At 65.9% G+C, this 19147-nt stretch carries 16 protein-coding genes; 7 read left to right on the top strand and 9 right to left on the bottom strand.

The annotated features are described in order from the left end of the window. Positions 1-93: 93 nt before the first annotated feature. A complete protein-coding gene (locus AC51GR_RS05560) occupies positions 94-1107 on the bottom strand; it encodes a 3-isopropylmalate dehydrogenase (RefSeq protein WP_496323610.1) in 1014 nt (337 codons plus the stop codon). Next, the gene (gene serA / locus AC51GR_RS05555) at positions 1104-2699 is read right to left on the bottom strand and encodes a phosphoglycerate dehydrogenase (RefSeq protein ID WP_496323609.1); all 1596 of its coding nucleotides are present in this window, start codon (positions 2697-2699) and stop codon (positions 1104-1106) included. Before serA ends, AC51GR_RS05560 begins: the two co-directional genes overlap by 4 nt. A gap of 269 nt (positions 2700-2968) precedes the next feature. Here serA and AC51GR_RS05550 point away from each other — a divergent pair, with 269 nt between their 5' ends. Then, on the top strand, positions 2969-3631 hold the full coding sequence (locus tag AC51GR_RS05550; protein WP_496323608.1) for a chymotrypsin family serine protease: 663 nt from the start codon (positions 2969-2971) through the stop codon (positions 3629-3631). A 110-nt stretch (positions 3632-3741) separates the two neighbouring features. On the opposite strand, the gene ilvC is transcribed toward AC51GR_RS05550, so the two are convergent. The 3 genes from ilvC to AC51GR_RS05535 form a co-directional block, all read right to left on the bottom strand. Continuing rightward, positions 3742-4743, bottom strand: a complete 1002-nt coding sequence (gene ilvC, locus AC51GR_RS05545) for a ketol-acid reductoisomerase (protein ID WP_496324094.1) — start codon at positions 4741-4743, stop codon at positions 3742-3744. Between the two features lie 83 nt (positions 4744-4826). Continuing rightward, on the bottom strand, positions 4827-5330 hold the full coding sequence (gene ilvN, locus AC51GR_RS05540; protein WP_496323607.1) for an acetolactate synthase small subunit: 504 nt from the start codon (positions 5328-5330) through the stop codon (positions 4827-4829). Next, entirely contained in the window at positions 5327-7273 is a 1947-nt protein-coding gene (locus AC51GR_RS05535; protein ID WP_496323606.1) for an acetolactate synthase large subunit, read from the bottom strand. The genes ilvN and AC51GR_RS05535 overlap by 4 nt, the downstream gene beginning before the upstream one ends. A gap of 326 nt (positions 7274-7599) precedes the next feature. Here AC51GR_RS05535 and AC51GR_RS05530 point away from each other — a divergent pair, with 326 nt between their 5' ends. Together AC51GR_RS05530 and ilvD are read left to right on the top strand one after the other, a co-directional pair. Then, complete coding sequence (locus AC51GR_RS05530; protein WP_496323605.1) at positions 7600-8031, top strand: PH domain-containing protein; 432 nt, start codon at positions 7600-7602, stop codon at positions 8029-8031. 116 nt (positions 8032-8147) lie between these two features. Further along, positions 8148-9995, top strand: a complete 1848-nt coding sequence (gene ilvD, locus AC51GR_RS05525; protein WP_496323604.1) for a dihydroxy-acid dehydratase — start codon at positions 8148-8150, stop codon at positions 9993-9995. A 121-nt stretch (positions 9996-10116) separates the two neighbouring features. On the opposite strand, the gene AC51GR_RS05520 is transcribed toward ilvD, so the two are convergent. Next, a complete protein-coding gene (locus AC51GR_RS05520; protein WP_496323603.1) occupies positions 10117-11148 on the bottom strand; it encodes a DoxX family membrane protein in 1032 nt (343 codons plus the stop codon). A 107-nt stretch (positions 11149-11255) separates the two neighbouring features. Between AC51GR_RS05520 and AC51GR_RS05515 the strand changes: the two genes are divergently transcribed. Further along, positions 11256-12398, top strand: coding sequence for a PQQ-dependent sugar dehydrogenase (locus tag AC51GR_RS05515; RefSeq protein WP_496323602.1), 1143 nt, complete (start codon positions 11256-11258; stop codon positions 12396-12398). A gap of 84 nt (positions 12399-12482) precedes the next feature. On the opposite strand, the gene gatB is transcribed toward AC51GR_RS05515, so the two are convergent. Further along, a complete protein-coding gene (gene gatB, locus AC51GR_RS05510) occupies positions 12483-13985 on the bottom strand; it encodes an Asp-tRNA(Asn)/Glu-tRNA(Gln) amidotransferase subunit GatB (RefSeq protein WP_496323601.1) in 1503 nt (500 codons plus the stop codon). Positions 13986-14170: 185 nt separating this feature from the next. On the opposite strand from gatB, the gene AC51GR_RS05505 reads away from it, so the two are divergent. From AC51GR_RS05505 to AC51GR_RS05495, 3 genes are read left to right on the top strand one after another with little or no spacing between them, the layout of a single operon-like run. Continuing rightward, positions 14171-15406 carry an ABC transporter substrate-binding protein gene (locus tag AC51GR_RS05505; RefSeq protein WP_496323600.1) on the top strand — a complete coding sequence of 412 codons (1236 nt, stop codon included), beginning with the start codon at positions 14171-14173 and terminating at the stop codon, positions 15404-15406. After that, positions 15403-16425 (top strand): FecCD family ABC transporter permease, encoded by a 1023-nt coding sequence (locus AC51GR_RS05500; protein WP_496323599.1) that lies wholly within the window; start codon positions 15403-15405, stop codon positions 16423-16425. Before AC51GR_RS05505 ends, AC51GR_RS05500 begins: the two co-directional genes overlap by 4 nt. Next, a complete protein-coding gene (locus AC51GR_RS05495) occupies positions 16422-17213 on the top strand; it encodes an ABC transporter ATP-binding protein (RefSeq protein WP_496323598.1) in 792 nt (263 codons plus the stop codon). The genes AC51GR_RS05500 and AC51GR_RS05495 overlap by 4 nt, the downstream gene beginning before the upstream one ends. 97 nt (positions 17214-17310) lie before the next feature. Here the strand turns inward: AC51GR_RS05495 and AC51GR_RS05490 are convergent, their stop codons facing one another. Then, positions 17311-18345 (bottom strand): ATP-dependent 6-phosphofructokinase, encoded by a 1035-nt coding sequence (locus AC51GR_RS05490; protein WP_496323597.1) that lies wholly within the window; start codon positions 18343-18345, stop codon positions 17311-17313. Positions 18346-18478: 133 nt separating this feature from the next. Further along, a complete protein-coding gene (locus tag AC51GR_RS05485) occupies positions 18479-19132 on the bottom strand; it encodes a LuxR C-terminal-related transcriptional regulator (RefSeq protein ID WP_496323596.1) in 654 nt (217 codons plus the stop codon). Positions 19133-19147: the final 15 nt, after the last annotated feature.

The following is a 19147-nucleotide window of genomic DNA, read 5'->3' as shown; positions in this document are numbered from 1 at the left end:
AACGCAAACTCGCTCCGCTTCCCGCGACTGCTCCAGTTGTTGCAAACAGGAGCGAACGCCGGGAAGCGGAGCGAGTTATCGGGGTGGGCGGGATCAGCCGAGGGCTGCGCGGATCCGGGTACCGATCTCCTTGGTGTCGACCGGCAGTTCGCCGCGGCTGGCCAGGTCGGCGGCGACCGCCTGGGAGATCCGGTCGGCCTCGGCGTCGTGGCCGAGGTGTCGCAGCAGGAGCTCCACCGACAAGATGGCGGCCGTCGGATCGGCGATGCCCTTCCCGGCGATATCCGGGGCACTGCCGTGGACCGGTTCGAACATCGACGGGTTGGTACCGGTGGCGTCGATGTTGCCCGATGCCGCCAGGCCGATGCCACCGCTGACCGCGCCGGCGATGTCGGTGATGATGTCGCCGAACAGGTTGTCGGTGACGATGACGTCATAGCGACCCGGGTTGGTGACCATGTAGATGGTCGCCGCATCGATGTGGTTGTAGTCGACGGTGACCTCGGGGTACTCCACCGCGACCTCATCGACGGTGCGCTTCCACATCGAACCGGCAAACGTGAGCACGTTTGTCTTGTGGATCAGCGTCAGGTGCTTACGCCGGGCCTGTGCGCGCTTGAACGCGTCGCGCACAACACGTTCGATGCCGAACCGGGTGTTGACGCTGACCTCGGTGGCGACCTCGTTCGGGGTGCCGACGCGGATGGCACCACCGTTGCCCGTGTACGGACCCTCGGTGCCTTCACGGACCACCACGAAGTCGATGTCGGGATTGCCTGCGAGCGGCGACGTGACTCCGGGGTAGAGCTTGCTCGGACGCAGGTTCACGTGATGATCGAGCGCAAAGCGCATGTTCAGCAACAGACCACGCTCGAGGATCCCCGGCGTGACCGACGGATCGCCGATCGCGCCCAGCAGAATTGCGTCGTGGCCGCGAATCGCGGTCAGGTCCTCATCGGTCAGCAGTTCACCGGTGCGGTGGTAGCGATTGGCGCCGAGATCGAACTCGGTCGTCTCGACTCCCGGAAGGACGTGGTCCAGAACGGCCAGCGCCTCGGAGATGACCTCGGGTCCGATTCCGTCGCCGGCAATGACAGCGAGTTTCATGACAGGTCGACCTGCTTGATGAGGGTCGCGCCGACGGCCTCACCGATGGCGGTGAGTACGGTCTCAGGGATCGACTGGCTCACGCGCAGCAAGATGGTCGCGCCTTCGCCCTCGGCGTCCTGCGACAGGCCGGCGGCCTGGATGTCGATGCCGGCATTACCGAGCAGGGTACCGATCTTGCCCAGCGAACCCGGCTGATCGCCGTAGGAGACAACAAGATTCAGACCCTCGGCACGCAGGTCGAAGTTGCGCCCGTTGATGTTCACGATCTTCTCGACCTCGGCCGGACCCGACAGGGTGCCGCCGACGTTGAGCACGGTGCCGTCGCCGAACACCGCACGCACATCCACCAGATTGCGGTGATTCGGGCTCTCCGACGCGGTGGTCACCTCAGAGGTGACGCCACGCTCGGCGGCCAGCGCGGGAGCGTTCACGAACGTGACCGGCTCCTCGATGACGGCGGAGAACAGACCACGCAACGCGGACAGTCCGAGGACATCGACGCTGCGCGCGGCGATCTCACCGCGGACGTCGACGCTGAGGTTGGCCGGAACCTGACCCGACAGGGCGCCGACGAGGACACCGAGCTTGCGGACGAGTTCGAGCCACGGTGCGACCTCGTCGTCCACGGCGCCACCGGTGATGTTCACGGCGTCGGGGACGAAGTGTCCGGCCAGCGCCAGCCGCACGCTCTTGGCGACGTCGGTGCCTGCGCGGTCCTGCGCCTCGGAGGTGGAGGCACCCAGGTGCGGGGTCACGACAACCTGCGGCAGCTCGAACAGCGGCGAGTCGGTGCACGGCTCGGTGGCGTAGACGTCGAGGCCGGCGGCGAACACATGCCCGGTCTTGATGGCATCGGCCAGGGCCTGCTCGTCGATCAGTCCACCGCGGGCGGCATTGACGACGATGACACCCTTCTTGGTCCGGGCGAGTTCGTCGGCACCGATGAGGCCGAGGGTCTCCGGGGTCTTGGGCAGGTGCACCGAGAACATGTCGGCGCGCTCGAGAAGCTCGTCCAGGGTCACCAGCTCGATACCCAGCTGCGCGGCGCGAGCCGGGGACACATAGGGGTCGTAGGCGATGATGTTGGTCTCGAAGGCGGCCAGGCGCTGTGCGAACAGCTGCCCGATCCGGCCGAGTCCGACCACACCGACGGTCTTGCCGAAGATCTCGACACCGTTGAACTTCGAGCGCTTCCACTCGTGCCGGCGCAAGGTGGCATCGGCGGCCGGGATCTGGCGGGCAGCGGACAGCAACAGGCTGACGGCGTGCTCGGCGGCGGTGTGGATGTTGGACGTGGGTGCGTTGACCACCATCACGCCCCGCTCGGTGGCAGCTGCGACATCGACGTTGTCGAGTCCCACGCCGGCACGGGCGATGATCTTCAGGTTGGGTCCGGCGGCAAGGACCTCGGCATCGACCTGGGTGGCCGAACGCACGAGAATGGCGTCGGCGTCCTTGACTGCCTCGAGCAACTTCGGGCGGTCGGGGCCGTCGACCCAGCGCACCTCGACATCTTCGCCGAGGGCAGCAACCGTGGACTGTGCCAATTTGTCGGCGATCAAGACGACTGGGCGGCCGGTGGGGCTCACAGTAATTTCTCCTGGGGTCGGGTAGCGCCCGGCGCATACCGGGAGCCAGCGAAAGTGGCAACTCCAGCGACCAGCTTAGTTGCCTCCCATAGCGTTCCGTCCCCGGGTATAAGGACGAACCCGGCGCGGACCTGCACGAATCGGATCACTCCGCCGAATGACCAGGGAAATGCCGCCCCAGAGATCGAATACGTCTATGTTTCTTGTAGGGCATTTACGGCCTCGGGGGAGACAAACCGGATGAACCATGCCGATGATTGGGGAACCTGATGCTGAAGAAACTGCTGGTTGCCCTGGTGGCGCTGGCGTCGGCTGCACTTCTGGTGACAGGGGGCGGCGCAGCGGTCGCCGCTCCGGCGAAAGTGGCCTTGGGCGGAGGCTCGGGAATCCTGATCCTCAAGGGCGGTAACAGCGCGTCGGCGTGCACACTGACCACCATCGGCACCGACAACACCGGCGCGCTGTACGGATTGACCGCGGGCCATTGCGGCGAAGGTGGGCAACGGGTCGCCTCCGAGCAGTTCCAGAACCGTGGCGTCCTGGGCCGGATCACTTTCTCCAATCACAGACTCGACTACGCGATCATCGCCTTCGATCCGGAGAAGGTCGTCCCGACCCGCACGGTCGGCAACGTGACCATCCGCAGCGTGCAGACCACGCCCCCGCGGTTCCCGGACATCGCATGTAAGGAAGGCCGCACCACCGGCAACACCTGCGGCATCACCTGGTTCGCCGACGGCATCGAGCACATCAGCCAGATCTGCGTCCTCGAAGGCGACTCCGGTAGCCCCGTCGTCGTCGGTGACCGCCTCATCGGCATGGTGAACGCCTACTACTACGTCGGCTGCATCGGACCCGAGACGGGCACCAACATCAAGCCGATCCTCGACGACCTGCCCCTGCGCGGGGTCAACGGATTCCGGGTCTACTGACCCACTCCCCGGCCCCGGCGCAACTGGTCCGGGTCAGACAAATCGCCCCCACATCAACAGAAAGGCCCCGAACCGACGGTTCGGGGCCTCTCTATGAATTCGCTTGAATATCAGGCGGTTTCGGTGATCGGGCGATCAACCCAGCTCATCAGGTCGCGCAGCTTCTGGCCGGTGACCTCGATCGGGTGCTCGGCGTTCTGCTTGCGCAGCGCCTCGAGCTCCTTGTTGCCGCCCTCGACGTTGGCGACCAGGCGCTTGACGAAGGTGCCGTCCTGGATGTCCTTGAGGATGGCCTGCATGCGCTCCTTGGTGCCGGCGTCGATGACCCGCGGGCCCGAGACGTAGCCACCGAACTCTGCGGTGTCGGACACCGAGTAGTTCATGCGGGCGATGCCACCCTCGTACATGAGGTCGACGATGAGCTTGAGCTCGTGAAGCACCTCGAAGTACGCCATCTCGGGCGCGTAACCGGCCTCGACCATCACCTCGAAGCCCACCTTGACGAGTTCTTCGGTGCCGCCGCAGAGCACGGCCTGCTCGCCGAAGAGGTCCGTTTCGGTCTCTTCTTTGAAGGTGGTCTTGATGACGCCCGCGCGGGTGCCACCGATGCCCTTGGCGTACGACAGCGCCAGAGCCTGTCCCTCACCCTTGGGATCCTGATCGACCGCGATGAGCGCGGGGACACCCTTGCCGTCGACGAACTGACGACGCACGAGGTGGCCGGGGCCCTTCGGCGCAACCATGCCGACGGTGACGAACTCCGGGGCCTTGATCAGGTCGAAGTGGATGTTCAGGCCGTGACCGAAGAACAGCGCGTCGCCATCCTTGAGGTTGGGCTCGATGTCGTTGGTGAAGATGCTTGCCTGAGCGGTATCCGGTGCGAGCACCATGATGACGTCGGCCCACTCGGAGACCTCGGCCGGCGTACCGACGGTCAGGCCGGCTTCCTCGGCCTTGGCACGAGACTTCGAGCCTTCTTTGAGGCCGATTCGGACCTCAACACCCGAGTCGCGCAGGCTCAATGAGTGCGCGTGACCCTGGCTGCCGTATCCGATGACCGCAACCTTGCGGCCCTGGATGATCGACAGGTCGGCATCGTCGTCGTAGAACATCTCGACTGCCACTTGACTTCCCTTCTTCGGTGAATCTCCCGGCCATCATTGGCCAGGGATCAGTTCTGTTTGTCTAGATTGTGTCAGCGAGCCGCGGACATGCTCTTGGGGCCACGGCCAAGGGCGACGATGCCCGACTGGGCGATCTCCCTGATGCCGTACGGATCGAGCATTTTCAACAGCGCGTCGAGCTTGTCCTGCGTACCGGTCGCCTCGACGGTGATCGAGTCGGGTGAAACGTCGATCACCTTGGCGCGGAACAGGTTCACGACTTCGATCACCTCTCCGCGCGCCGATGCGTCGGCGCGCACCTTGACCATCAGGAGCTCACGGGCCACCGAGGTGCCGGGGTCCTGCTCGACGATCTTGATGACGTTGATCAGCTTGTTGAGCTGCTTGGTCACCTGCTCGAGCGGGAAGTCCTCGACGGAGACCATGATGGTCATCCGCGAGACACCCTTGAGTTCGGTGGCACCGACGGCCAGCGACTCGATGTTGAAACCGCGACGCGAGAACAGCGACGCCACCCGGGCCAGTACGCCGGGACGGTCTTCGACAAGCACGCTGAGCGTGTGGTGGGTGGTCATTTCTGCTCGCCCTTCTCGACGCTGCGGTTCATCGCCTGGTGGATCTCATCGGGATGGGTGGATGCGGCCTCGTCGTCGTCGAACAGTGGACGAATGCCCCGGGCCGCCATGATCTGGTCGTTGCCGGTGCCGGCAGCGACCATCGGCCACACCTGCGCGTCGGCGCCGACGATGAAGTCGATCACAACCGGCCGGTCGTTGATCGCACGCGCCTGCGCCAACACGGCGTCGACGTCTTCCTCGCGCTCACAACGAAGTCCGACACAACCGAGGGCATCCGCCAGTTTGACGAAGTCCGGGATCCGTTGTGACGGATCGGCATTGTGGGTCGACAGGTTCGTGTTCGAGTACCGCTCCTCATAGAAGAGGGTCTGCCACTGCCGGACCATGCCCAGGTTGCCGTTGTTGATCACGGCCACCTTGATGGGGATGCCCTCGATGGCACACGTGGCCAGTTCCTGATTGGTCATCTGGAAGCAGCCGTCACCGTCGATGGCCCACACCTCTGCCTCGGGCCTGCCCTGCTTTGCGCCCATCGCGGCCGGGACGGCGTAGCCCATGGTGCCCAGACCGCCCGAGTTCAGCCAGGTACGCGGGTTCTCGTACGAGATGAACTGTGCCGCCCACATCTGGTGCTGACCGACCCCGGCGCAGTAGATCGCGTCGGGTCCGGCCGTCTTGCCGATCGCCGAGATCACGAACTCGGGCGACATCGAGCCGTCCGACGGCCGGTCGTAGCTCAGCGGGTACGTGCGACGAACCCCGTCGAGGTAGCGCCACCAGGTGCTCAGATCCGGCGCCTCGGTCGTGGTGGCACGCTCGTCGCGGACCGCCTCGATCAGTTCGGTGATGACCGACTTGCAGTCGCCCACGATGGGGACGTCCGCATGACGGTTCTTGCCGATCTCCGCCGGATCGATGTCGGCATGGATCACCTTGGCGTCCGGCGCAAACGAGTCGAGCATGCCGGTGACCCGGTCATCGAAGCGAGCGCCGAGGGTGATCAGCAGATCGCTGCGCTGCAAACCGGCAACCGCCGCGACGGTGCCGTGCATTCCGGGCATTCCCAGGTGCTGCTTGTGGCTGTCCGGGAAAGCGCCGCGGGCCATCAGGGTGGTGACCACGGGAACGCCGGTCAGTTCTGCCAATTCGAGCAGTTCGGCAGATGCGTTTGCCTTGATGACGCCGCCGCCGACGTACAGCACCGGCGCCTGGGCCGCGGCGATCATCCGCGCGGCCTCCCGAACCTGCTTGCCGTGCGGCTTGGTGACCGGACGGTAGCCGGGCAGGTCGATCTGCGGCGGCCACGAGAACGTGGTCTGCGCCTGCAGGATGTCCTTGGGGATGTCGACCAGGACTGCGCCCGGACGACCGCTCTCGGCGATGTAGAAGGCTTCGGCCATAACCTTGGCGATCTCGGTGCCACTGCTGACCAGGAAGTTGTGCTTCGTGATCGGCATGGTGATGCCGGAGATGTCGGCTTCCTGGAACGCGTCGGTACCGATCAGCGAGCGGCCGACCTGGCCGGTGATGGCGACCACCGGAACCGAGTCCATCTGCGCGTCGGCCAGCGGGGTCACCAGGTTGGTGGCGCCGGGACCCGAGGTCGCGATGCAGACGCCGACGCGGCCGGTGGCCTGCGCATATCCGGTGGCGGCGTGTCCTGCGCCCTGCTCGTGGCGGACGAGGATGTGGCGGACCTGCTTGGAGTCGAACAGCGGGTCGTAGACGGGGAGCACGGCCCCACCGGGAATGCCGAAGACCGACGTGACGCCGAGTTCCTCGAGCGAGCGCACTACTGCCTGCGCCCCACTGACACGCTCAGGCGCGACCGTACGTCGCTGCTGCGACGCCGGTACGGCCGGTGCGCCGATGCCCGTGTTGCGCGATCCCGTTCCGCGGGGGCCTGGCCCCGGCTGGGTGCGTGCTGTTGGTGCGCTCACTGCACTTTCCCTCTGCTCAGACGTTGCAACTCTTGGGCGGCAACGTCGGTGGACAACAAAAAACCCCCGACAGCGGTGCTGTGCGAGGGTGGCGCGTCGATGCTTTGTGAGTACTTCGTGTACCCGGTCAGGCGGAGACGCGCCGGCCGAGTACGAGAATCTGTTTCTGCATCACAATTAACGAGGCTAGAACTGCAGGTTCGAGGAGTCAAACTCATGCCAGATCGATCCCACATGATGAGATCAGGTGCTCAGCCGGCAGCCACCGATGCGGTGGTGGGAGCGGACCGTCGAAGGCCACTCCCAAGTGATGGAACAATGGAGGTGTGTCTGAGCCAGAAGCAATCGAGTTGCCCGCGGAGTTCCGCATCCACCCCATCTCTTATTTCGCCGTCTTCATGATGGGCGTTTCCGCACTCGTGATGGCCGGGGTTTCATTTACCTACCTCGGCTGGACGTTGCTGGTACCGGTCGTCGTCGCCGTGTGGGTACACCGTCTGCGCACGATCGTCACCGAGGACGGACTGATCACGCGGACACTGCGCGGAGCGCACAGCGCGACGTGGGATCAGATCACCGGACTGCAGTTCCCGCGGTGGGGCGCGGTGCGAGCGGTACTGCAGGACGAATCGACGTTGACCCTGCCCGCGATCAGCTTCCGGGACCTGCCCCGACTGTCCGCCGCCAGTCGAGGCCGCATCCCGGACCCGTACGCGGCGTCGGACTCTGCGGCCGCCGACCAGAGCCGCTCGGACTAAAACGCCTCCTGACCACCGTTTTGAAACGGTGCCGCGCAGCGGAGTAGCGTGAACCGCGCAACTCTCCGCACCGCAGCCCCGGTCGGAGCTGGTCGATAGGCGAGGAACCAATAGTCATGCCGCAGTTGAGGTCACGTACAACCACCATCGGACGCAACGCCTCGGGCGCACGCTCACTCTGGCGCGCCACCGGCATGACCGACGACGACTTCGGTAAACCGATTGTCGCCATTGCCAATTCGTATACCCAGTTCGTCCCCGGCCACGTCCACCTCAAGGACGTCGGTGAGATCGTCGCCGCGGCCGTCCGCGCTGCCGGTGGCGTGCCCCGCGAATTCCACACGATCGCCGTCGACGACGGGATCGCGATGGGCCACGACGGCATGCTCTACTCCCTGCCGAGCCGCGAGATCATCGCCGATTCGGTCGAATACATGGTCAACGCGCACACCGCCGACGCCTTGGTGTGTATCTCGAACTGCGACAAGATCACTCCCGGCATGCTCAACGCCGCGATGCGTTTGAACATCCCCACCGTGTTCGTCTCCGGCGGGCCGATGGAGGCAGGCAAGGCCGTCGTGGTCGGAGACACGGTTCACCCGTCGTCCGACCTGATCACCTCGATCTCCGCCTCGGCCAACGATGCCGTGGACGACGACGCACTGCGCGAGGTCGAACTCGCCGCGTGCCCGACCTGCGGTTCGTGCTCGGGCATGTTCACCGCGAACTCGATGAACTGCCTGACCGAGGCCTTGGGCCTGGCACTGCCCGGCAATGGCTCGACGCTGGCCACACACGAGGCACGGCACGCCCTGTTCACCCGCGCCGGAACCGTCGTCGTGGAGGCCGCCAAGCGGTACTACCACGAAGAGGACGAATCGGTGCTGCCGCGAAATATCGCCACTCCCACCGCATTCCGCAACGCAATGGCCCTCGATGTCGCCATGGGCGGATCCACCAACACGGTTCTGCACGTGCTGGCCGCCGCCCAGGAGGGTGAGGTCGACGGTTTCGATCTCAGTGTCATCGACGAGATCAGCCGTAAGGTCCCCTGCCTGTCGAAGGTCTCCCCGAACTCCGATTACCACATGGAAGACGTGCACCGGGCCGGCGGAATCGCCGCCATCCTGGGCGAATTGCGCCGCGCCGGGCTCATCGATGACACCGCGAGCACGGTCCACTCCCCCACCATCGGAACCTTCCTCGACGACTGGGACATCCGCGGCGGCAAGGCCATCGACGAAGCCTTCGAACTGTTCCATGCCGCCCCCGGCGGCGTGCGCACCACCACTCCGTTCTCGACGGCCAACCGGTGGAGCTCACTCGACACCGACGCGGCCGGCGGTTGTATCCGTGATCTCGCCCACGCCTACACCGTCGAGGGTGGACTCTGCGTGCTGCGGGGCAACCTCGCCGAAGACGGCGCCATCCTCAAAACCGCGGGCATCGACGAAGACCTCTGGCACTTCCAGGGCCCGGCGCGTGTGGTCGAATCCCAGGAAGACGCTGTCCAGGCCATCCTGAGCAAGACCATCCAGGCCGGTGACGTCCTGGTGGTCCGCTACGAAGGTCCCGCCGGTGGACCGGGAATGCAGGAGATGCTCCACCCGACGGCCTTCATGAAGGGCACCGGCATGGGCAAGAAGTGCGCCCTGATCACCGACGGCCGGTTCTCCGGCGGATCCTCGGGTCTGTCGATCGGGCACATCTCACCCGAAGCCGCCTCCGGTGGCGTGATCGGACTCATCGAGGACGGCGACCAGATCCTGATCGACGTCAAGACCCGCAAGATCGAGGTCCTCGTCGACGACGAGACCCTGGCCGTGCGCCGCGCCAAGATGGACGCCTCCGAACGTCCGTGGCAGCCCCGTGAGGTCCGCGAGCGCAGGGTCACCACCGCACTGCGCGCCTACGCCAAACTCGCGACATCGGCCGACAAAGGCGCGGTCCGCAAGGTCGACTGACCCCCCTGCGGCGTCCCCACAAACCGCAAACGAGCCACCTATACGAAGACGAGCCACAAATTTGTGGCTCGTCTTCGTATAGGTGGCTCGTTTGTGGTCGTCGGGGTCTGAGACCGGGCTGTCAGGGGGTGGGGTTACCCGGGGACTCGAACGGGTTGGTGCCGTTGAAGACGAACCAGATGGCGATCGGGACGGCGATGCCGATGAGCAACCACGCCACCGAACCGATGAACGGCCGGGTGGCCCAGCCTCGACCGAAGTCGAGGGAGATGCGGCCGGGACCGGTCAGGATGATCGCTGCAGCGGCCAGCGCGAGGAGCAACTCGAACTCGATGCCACCACCGGCGTAGTCGGGGTCCGAGGCGAAGAACCAGACGCCACCGGCAAGAGTTGCCTTGTAGGCCGAGGCCACCAGCATCACGCCCAGCACCGCCGACCCCGCGACCGGTGTCAGCAGACCCAGCACCAGCATCAGACCGCCGATGGTCTCGGACAGTGCGCCGAGGACCGCGAGGTATTTGGCCGCGTCGGAATTGAAGCCGATCGAGGTGTCCGGCGCGTTGATCAGGTAGTCCTCGAACCCGGACAGACGTGGTCCGTTCCACCACCCGAACAACTTCTGGCTGCCGTGCGCCATCGCGATCAGGCCGACCCCGAGCCGCAGCAGCAGCAGCCCGAGATCGAGCGTGCCGCGACGTGCCGGCAGCTCGGTCACCAGCGGCGCCACCGGTTCCGGTTCGGCCGGACCGCCGGTGGCGAAGTCGTCATCGTCGTCGTAGCGCGGCTGCGGGCCGTGTTCCCGGTGGAAGTCGTCCCGGTCGATCGCCGCGGCCGGGATGCGTGTCGTCGCGTTGGACGACGGCGCATCGGCCGACGGGGCCACCACCACATCTGTGTCCTGGTCGGCGATACCGGCCGGGAAGGGATCGTTTGCCTGGCGTTTGCGCATGGTGGGGATCTGCTCGGTTTCCTCGAGCTCGGCCTCACTGTCGGAGAAACCGGCTGAGCGGTAGGGCTCATAGCCGTACTCGCCGGTATCCCCCTGGGCCTTCGTCCTGCGAGGGTCGTGTGCCCGGGTCAGGGGCAACTCGATCTGCTCGGTCGGCTCGTCGTATGGGCTCGACCCTTGGCCGTCGGAATCTCGTTCGGTCACACAGACGACCTTAAGGGTTGTGCGCCGGAAGGATGTGCTCACCGGGCCCATCACGGCCGACCAGTTCGCGGTCAACCGGTTCGGGCGCAATCAGTAGGGTGGACGCCATGACTCTGCGCCACCGGCCTGCGCTTGCCCGCCTCGTGGTCTCGCTCGCGGCGGCGGCCCTGGTCGTGACCGGCTGCAACGACGGTTTCGCCGAGCAGGACCGCAACCGTGAGGCCGGTGATTTCTCGGCAAATCAGAACCCGCAGATGCAGCAGCCCTCCCAAACCCAGCCCAGCGTCCCCTCGACCGACCCGGGCGCCGATCCCGGCCCGTGTCCCGACCCCGACCCGGCGGTCATCGCGACGTGCCTCGGCGCCACCAGCGGGATCCTCGCGGCCAGTGCCGATGCCACCTCGACCGTGGTCGCCGAGCGGGTCACCGGCAGGATCGTGCGGACCAAACGCGGTGGCCCGACGACGGAGATCGCGTCGTTGGACGTCGATGCCTCCGGCGATGGCGGTCTGCTCGACTTCGCGCCCTCCCCCGACTACGCGCAAGACCAGTTGGTCTACGCCTACATCACCACGGCAACCGACAATCGGGTCGTCCGGATCGCCGAGGGCGACATCCCCAAGCCGATCGTGGTCGGTATCCCCAAGGGTCCCACCGGAAATATGGGCACGATCTACTTCAAGAGCCCCACCGAACTGCTGGTCGCGACCGGTGACGCGGGCGATCCGGAGTCGGCAGCCGACCCCAATTCGCTTGCCGGAAAACTACTCTCGGTCACCGACCTGTCATCGGGCGGCACCACACCGCCACGCGTACTGACCTCCGGACTCGGCGCCAACCCGGCGCTGTGCCCCGATGTCGTCACCGGCGCGCTGTATCTCACCGACCGCGCGCCCGCCGAGGACCGCTTGCAGATCATCAGTCCCACCGGTGTCGGACGGACGTTGTGGACGTGGCCGGACAAGCCGGAGACCGCGGGCTGCGCCGCCGTCGGCGGCATGATCGTGGTGTCGCAGACCAGAACGCAGGCACTGCAGTTCTTGAACGCACCGACCGAGGAGAAGCCGGGCATCGAGGCACCGACGACCTTCCTGGACAAGAAGTACGGGGCCCTCGGCCGTCTCACCGCGGTCCCGGCCGGACTGCTCCAGGTCGGAACGGTGAACAAGCAAACCGGGACGGCCGGTCCGACCGACGACCGCGTCGTGATCGTCCCGCTGCCTGCCGGCGCGGCAGATACCAATATGTGAGGAAGACGCCACCATCTGAAAGGGCCCGGCCCGGGGAGTTCGTCGCCCCGGGCCGGGCCCGTTCTCGCTTGGACCGTCAGAGATCTACTGGCAGGCGGCGAGCACCAGTTCTTTGACCCGGCCGGCGTCGGCCTGGCCACGGGTGGCCTTCATCACGTCGCCGACGATCTTTCCGGCCGCCGCGACCTTGCCGCTGCGGATCTTGTCGGCGATGTCGGGGTTGTTGGCCAGTGCCTCGTCGACCGCCTTCTGCAACGCCGAATCGTCCCGGACGACCTCGAGGCCACGATCGGCGACGATCTGTTCGGGCTCACCTTCACCTTCGAGAACCGCCGTCATCACCTGCTGGGCCAGTTTGTTGGTCAGCTTGCCATCCTCGACGAGCTTGATGATCGTGGCGACCTGCGCCGGGCTGATCGACAGATCTGCCAGGTCGGTGCCACGGGAGTTGGCCTGCTGCGCCAGGAACGACACCCACCAGCTGCGGGCTGCGTCGACCGGCGCTCCGGCGTCGACGGTCGCGATGATCAGGTCCACGGCACCGACATTGACGAGGTCACGCATCACCGCGTCGGAGACACCCCACTCTTCCTGGATCCGCGCCCGGCGCAACCACGGAAGCTCGGGCAAAGTGGCCCGGATCTCCTCGATCCACGCCGAATCCGGTTGCACCGGGGGCAGATCCGGTTCCGGGAAGTAGCGGTAGTCCTCGGCGGTTTCCTTGCGGCGACCGGCCGACGTCGTCCCGTCGCCTTCCTGGAAGTGCCGGGTCTCCTGGATGATCTCCACGCCGGCCTTGAGCAGCGCGGCCTGACGGCGCATCTCGTATCGCACCGCCACTTCGACGCTCTTGAGCGAGTTGACGTTCTTGGTCTCGGTGCGAGTTCCGAACTCGGTGGCACCCTTGGGCATCAGCGAGAGGTTGGCGTCGCAGCGCATCGAGCCCTGGTCCATCCGGACGTCCGAGACATCCAGTGACTTGAGCAGATCACGCAGGGCGGTGACATAGGCGCGGGCCACCTCGGGTGCCCGGGCACCGGCGCCTTCGATGGTCTTGGACACGACCTCGATCAGCGGCACGCCCGCGCGGTTGTAGTCGAGCAGCGAGTGGCTGGCGCCGGAGATACGTCCGGTTCCGCCGACGTGCAGCGACTTGCCGGTGTCTTCCTCCATGTGGGCGCGCTCGATCTCGACCCGCCAGGTGGTGCCGTCGTCGAGCACGACGTCGAGGTAGCCGTCATAGGCGATCGGGTCGTCGTACTGCGAGATCTGGTAGTTCTTCGGCTGATCCGGGTAGAAGTAGTTCTTCCGGGCGAAGGTGCTCGAGGGCCGGATGGAGCAATTGAGCGCCAGGCCGATCCGGATGGCCGATTCGATGGCCTTCTCGTTGACGACCGGCAGTGCACCCGGCAGACCGATGCACACCGGGCACACCTGCGTATTGGGTTCGGCACCGAAGGCTGTGGGGCAGCCACAGAACATCTTGGTCTCGGTACCCAGCTCGACGTGCACCTCCATACCCATCACCGGGTCGAAGTCGGCGATGACGTCGTCGTAGTCGAGCAGTTCGGTGGTCACAGCAGTCATGACACGTAGTTTAAACCGGCTCGAACCTGCAGGTTATAGTCGGTTCGCCGTGCGAGTGGGAAATCCGGTTTCAATCCGGGACGGTCGCGCCACTGTGAGATCACCGAAGAGGTGATGAGTCAGAACACCGCAGCACGGTAGATATCCATCGAGAGCGGGACGCGATATCCCGCAGAGGAGACGCCGTGCCTGTGCCATCACCATTTCGATCCGCCTCATCGTCTGCGCGCAGCGCCGGTAACCGCAGGGGTCCGCTGGCTCTTGTCGGTGTCGCCGCCCTCGTCGCGACACTGCTCACCGCCTGCTCGGACGGTGGTGGCGATGATGAACAGGTCGGGGCCGAGCGCGATTGCATCGTCGACTTCGACGCCGATACCGACTACTACCCGGAGAAGTTGTCGATCGACCACGCCGACAACTTCGACCTGGACTACCGCAACTCCTACGTCGTCGCGAGGGTCAACGGGACCAGCCCGGGGCAGCAGGACACGTTCGTGTTCGCCAAGTGCGGCGCGCCCACCCCGGAACTGACCGGAGACCTCACCGGCGCCACCGTCGTCGACGCGCCGGCGACCGAATTGTTCCTCGGATCGACCACACAGCTCGCCGCACTGGCCGAGCTCGATCAACTCGACGTGGTGACCGGTTTCGCCAGCAGCGACTACGTCTACGGCGAGGCCGAGAGCAAGGCTGTTGCCGCACTTCCGCAATACGCACCGACCGGTGAGATCGATCCCGAAATGGTGGTCACGGCCAAACCGCAACTGCTGATCACCGACTATCCGACCGACCGGTCGCTGGAACAGATCGAAAAGGCCGGAGTACCGGTGATGATCAACAGCGACTGGCTCGAGGTCGATCCGCTGGGCCGCGCGGAGTGGATCAAACTGTTTGCGGCACTGACCAATACCGAAAAAGCGGCCAACGACTTCTTCGATCGGGTCGCCGACAGCTACAACGCCATCAAGGCAAAGGTCGAGGGCGTGGCTCCGGTGGACGCCGCGCTCGGTCTGCCCTATCAGGGCACCTGGTACATCCCCGGCGGCGGTAGCTACGGCGCGACGCTGATGAAGGCGGCCGGGATCACCTACGCCTGGGCCGACAATCCCTCCACCGGCAGCATCTCCGAAGACATCGACACCGTGTACTCACGCGCCGGCGCCGCGCCGCTGGCCCTGAGCAGTGAGAGCACCGCGACACTGGCGCAGGCCATCGCCACCGACCCGCGGATCGCGCAGTTCGCCGCGTACCGCGAGGGCAACGCGTGGTCAGCGTCCGCACAGGTCAACGACGCCGGCGCCAACAACTACTTCGAACTCGGCGCCATCCGGCCGGATCTCACACTCGCCGACCTGATCGCGATCGCACACCCGGAGCTGGCGCCCGACCACACCTTCACGTTCTACAAGCAGCTGAGTTGAGCCGGACCTCCTGGACCATCGCCGGCCTGGTGCTGGCGGTGGTTGCCGCGTTGATCGCGGCGATGTCGATCGGGTCGACGATCATCCCGATCGGCAACTGTTTTCAGTATCTGTTCACCGGGGACGCCGGCGCCGCCGAGTACACGACGCTGTTGCACGAGTTCCGGATGCCGCGGATCGTGACCGCGATCCTGGCCGGCCTGGCAATGGCCCTGGCCGGTCTGCTGATGCAGGCGATCTTCGCCAATCCCCTTGCCGAGCCGTACATTCTGGGTGTCTCGGCCGGTGCGAGTTTCGGTGTCGCGGTGGTGACGCTCGGGGCCGGTGGCGCGTTCCTCACCGTCGCCGACGACCATCAGACCTCGGTGACGGTCGCCGCCGCACTCGGCGCCGCCGCCGTGATGGGTGTGGTTGTGATTCTCTCCCAATGGATCACGTCGTCGTCGTGGCTGCTGATCACCGGCGTCATGCTGGGTTCCGTGGTGAGTTCGATCGTGTCGTTCATGCTCGCCTACGCCAGTCCCGGTGACATCCGCGAGTTCGTGATGTGGGGGTTGGGATCGTTTTCCGGGGTGCTGTGGGAAGACCTGCAGATCCTGGCCCCGGTCGTGGCCGCCGGTGCCGTCGTGACGATCGCCATGATCCCGGCGCTCAATGCGCTGCTGCTCGGCGAATCCTACGCGCGGACCATGGGCATCCGGATGAACCTGACCCGGGTGGGCGCGGTGGTCGCCACCGCGCTGCTGGCGGGGTCGGTCACCGCCTACTGCGGGCCGATCGCGTTCATCGGTATCGCGGCGCCTCACGTCGCGCGGATCGCGCTCGGCAAGTCCGACCACCGGGTGGTCCTACCGGTCGCCGCACTGGTGGGCATCGTCATCGCGCTGATCTGCGCCGCGCTGACCACCATGCCGGGCCGCGACGGCATCCTGCCGATCAACGTGCTGACCGCATTCTTCGGCGCACCGATCGTGGTCCTGGTGCTGGTCCGATCACTGCGATCGGGGGCAACGCGATGACGTCGCTCGAATTGTCGAAGCTGCGGGTCGGCTATCGCAGACACCGCTTCGGCGGCGAGGACAACCAGATCCTGCAGGCCGCCGACATCACCGCCGAACCCGGCGTGGTGACCGCGGTGATCGGCGCCAACGGCACCGGTAAGTCGACGCTGCTGCGGACCCTCGCCGGACTGCAGCCGGCACTCGGAGGTACGGCAAACCTGGGTGACCACCAACTGCTGACGATGAGTCCGGCGTCCCGGGCGCGCGAGGTTGCGGTGGTGCTCACCGACCGCGTCGACGACAGCGGCCTGCTGACCGCCCGCGCCCTCGTCGAACTCGGCCGCACGCCCTATCACTCGTGGATCCCGGGCCGATCGTCCCAGACCGCACCCATCGTCGACGAAGCGCTCGCCCGGATGGGTGCCTCGGCGTTTGCCGACCGCCGAATCGGTGAACTGTCCGACGGACAACGCCAGCGGGTGCTGATCGCCCGCGCGCTGGCCCAGGAACCGCAACTACTCATCCTCGACGAGCCGAGTTCCTTTCTCGATGTCGCCGCCCGCACCGAATTGCTCTTGGTTCTGCGGAAACTGGCCGCCGAGACCGGCATCGTGGTGGTGATGTCGACGCACGACGTCGAGGTCGCCCTGCGGATCGTCGGGCCGGTCTGGCTCGCCCGCCGCGACGGAAACCTGGTGGCCGCGACTGCCGATCAACTGGTCGGCGACGGCACCATCGCGACCGAGTTCGACTCCCCCACAGTCCGTTTCAACGCCACCGCCCGTCTCTTCGAACCCCGCCTCTGAACGCCCCCCGCCACCCCCGATGATGTGCCCTTTTGGCGAGCAAAAGCCCAGGTGAGCACAGCCAAAAGGGCACATCATCGGGGTGGCGCAGGGGGGGTCAGCCGAAGAAGGCTGCAGCGTCCTCGTAGCGGTTCTGGGGGACGAGTTTGAGTTCTTTGACCGCGTCGCCGAGGGGCACGAGCCCGATGTTCTGGCCCTGCAGGCTCACCATCTGCCCGGTGTCGCCGTTGTGCGCGGCGTCGGAGGCATTGACCCCGAAACGGGTCGCGAGGACCCGGTCGAAGGGTGTCGGCTTTCCACCGCGCTGCACGTGACCCAGGACCGTGGTCCGGACCTCTTTGCTGATCCGGCGTTCGATTTCGACGGCCAACTGCTGCGCGACGCCGGTGAAGCGTTCGTGACCGAACTCGTCGGTCCCGCCCTTGATCATCGAGAATGAGCCCCCTTCTCGGGGTTTGGCACCTTCGGCGACCACGCAGATGAAATGCGAGTCACCACGTTGGAACCGGCGTTTCACCAGCCGGCAGACCTCTTCGACGTCAAAGGGCTGTTCGGGGATGAGGATCATGTGCGCACCCGAGGCGATCCCGGAATGCAACGCGATCCATCCGGCATGCCGGCCCATCACCTCGACGAGCATCACCCGCTGGTGCGATTCGGCCGTGCTGTGCAGACGGTCGATGGCGTCGGTGGCCACGGTCAGCGCGGTGTCGAAACCGAAGGTGACGTCGGTGCAATTGATGTCGTTGTCGATGGTCTTCGGGACCCCCACCACCGGCACACCTTCGTCGGAGAGCCAGCTCGCGGCGGTCAGTGTGCCCTCGCCACCGATCGGGATGAGGACGTCGATCCCGTTGTCGTCCAACGTCTGCCGAATCTGATCGAGTCCGGCGCGCAACTTGTCGGGGTGGGTACGGGCGGTGCCGAGCATGGTACCGCCCTTGGCCAGCAGACGGTCGTTGCGGTCGTCGGCGGCGAGATGGATCCGCCGGTCTTCGAGTAGTCCACGCCAGCCGTCGAGAAACCCGACAACCGCCGAACCGTATCGGACCTCGCTGGTGCGGACCACCGCACGGATGACCGCGTTCAATCCCGGGCAGTCGCCGCCGCCGGTAAGCACTCCAATGCGCATCAGATGTCCCGCTCCTCGTCTGGCAGTCGTCGTTCCGGCGTCACCTCGGCGGGCGCATACCCACCGCCCTCAATTGTGCAACCGATCGTCAAGTCTGGCTGAGGTACGGGTTCACCTCGTCCATCGGGCGAGGTCAGCGCACCCCGTTCTCGAAGGCGTAGACGACCGCCTGCGCCCGGTCGCGCAGATGCAGCTTCGAGAGCACATTGCTGACGTGGGTCTTGACGGTCTGTTCGGCGACGAACAGCGCTCCGGCGATCTCGGCATTCGACTTGCCCTCGGCCACCTGCTCGAGCACCTCCCGTTCGCGGGGTGTCAGGGCCGCCAACGCCCCCGGTTCGGCTCTGCGCGGCCGATGTCGACTGGTCACCTCTGCGATCAGACGACGCGTCACAGACGGCGCGAGCAATGCCTCACCGGCAGCAACCACCCGCACCGCGCGCACCAGCTCCTCGGCCGGGGCGTCCTTGAGCATGAAACCCGAAGCCCCTATCCGCAACGCCTGATACACGTAGTCGTCGATGTCGAAGGTGGTGAGCATCAGAATCTTGCTCGGCACCCGTAGTGGCCCGGTGAGTAGTTCTTCGGCCGCGGCCAGCCCGTCCAGGATCGGCATGCGGACATCCATCAACACCACGTCGGGATGCAATGCCCGGACACCTGTCACCGCGGCCCGGCCGTCAGGGGCGTCCCCCACCACCGAGATGTCGGGCTGCGCAGCCAGCAGCGCACCAAAACCCTGACGCACCATTGCTTGATCGTCTGCGATGAACACCGTGATGGACACCCGGCCAACCCTACT

The organism is Williamsia sp. z71 (genome assembly GCF_059553375.1).
Note: the sequence above shows the minus strand (reverse complement) of the source record. Positions and strands in the feature narration are given on the sequence as shown.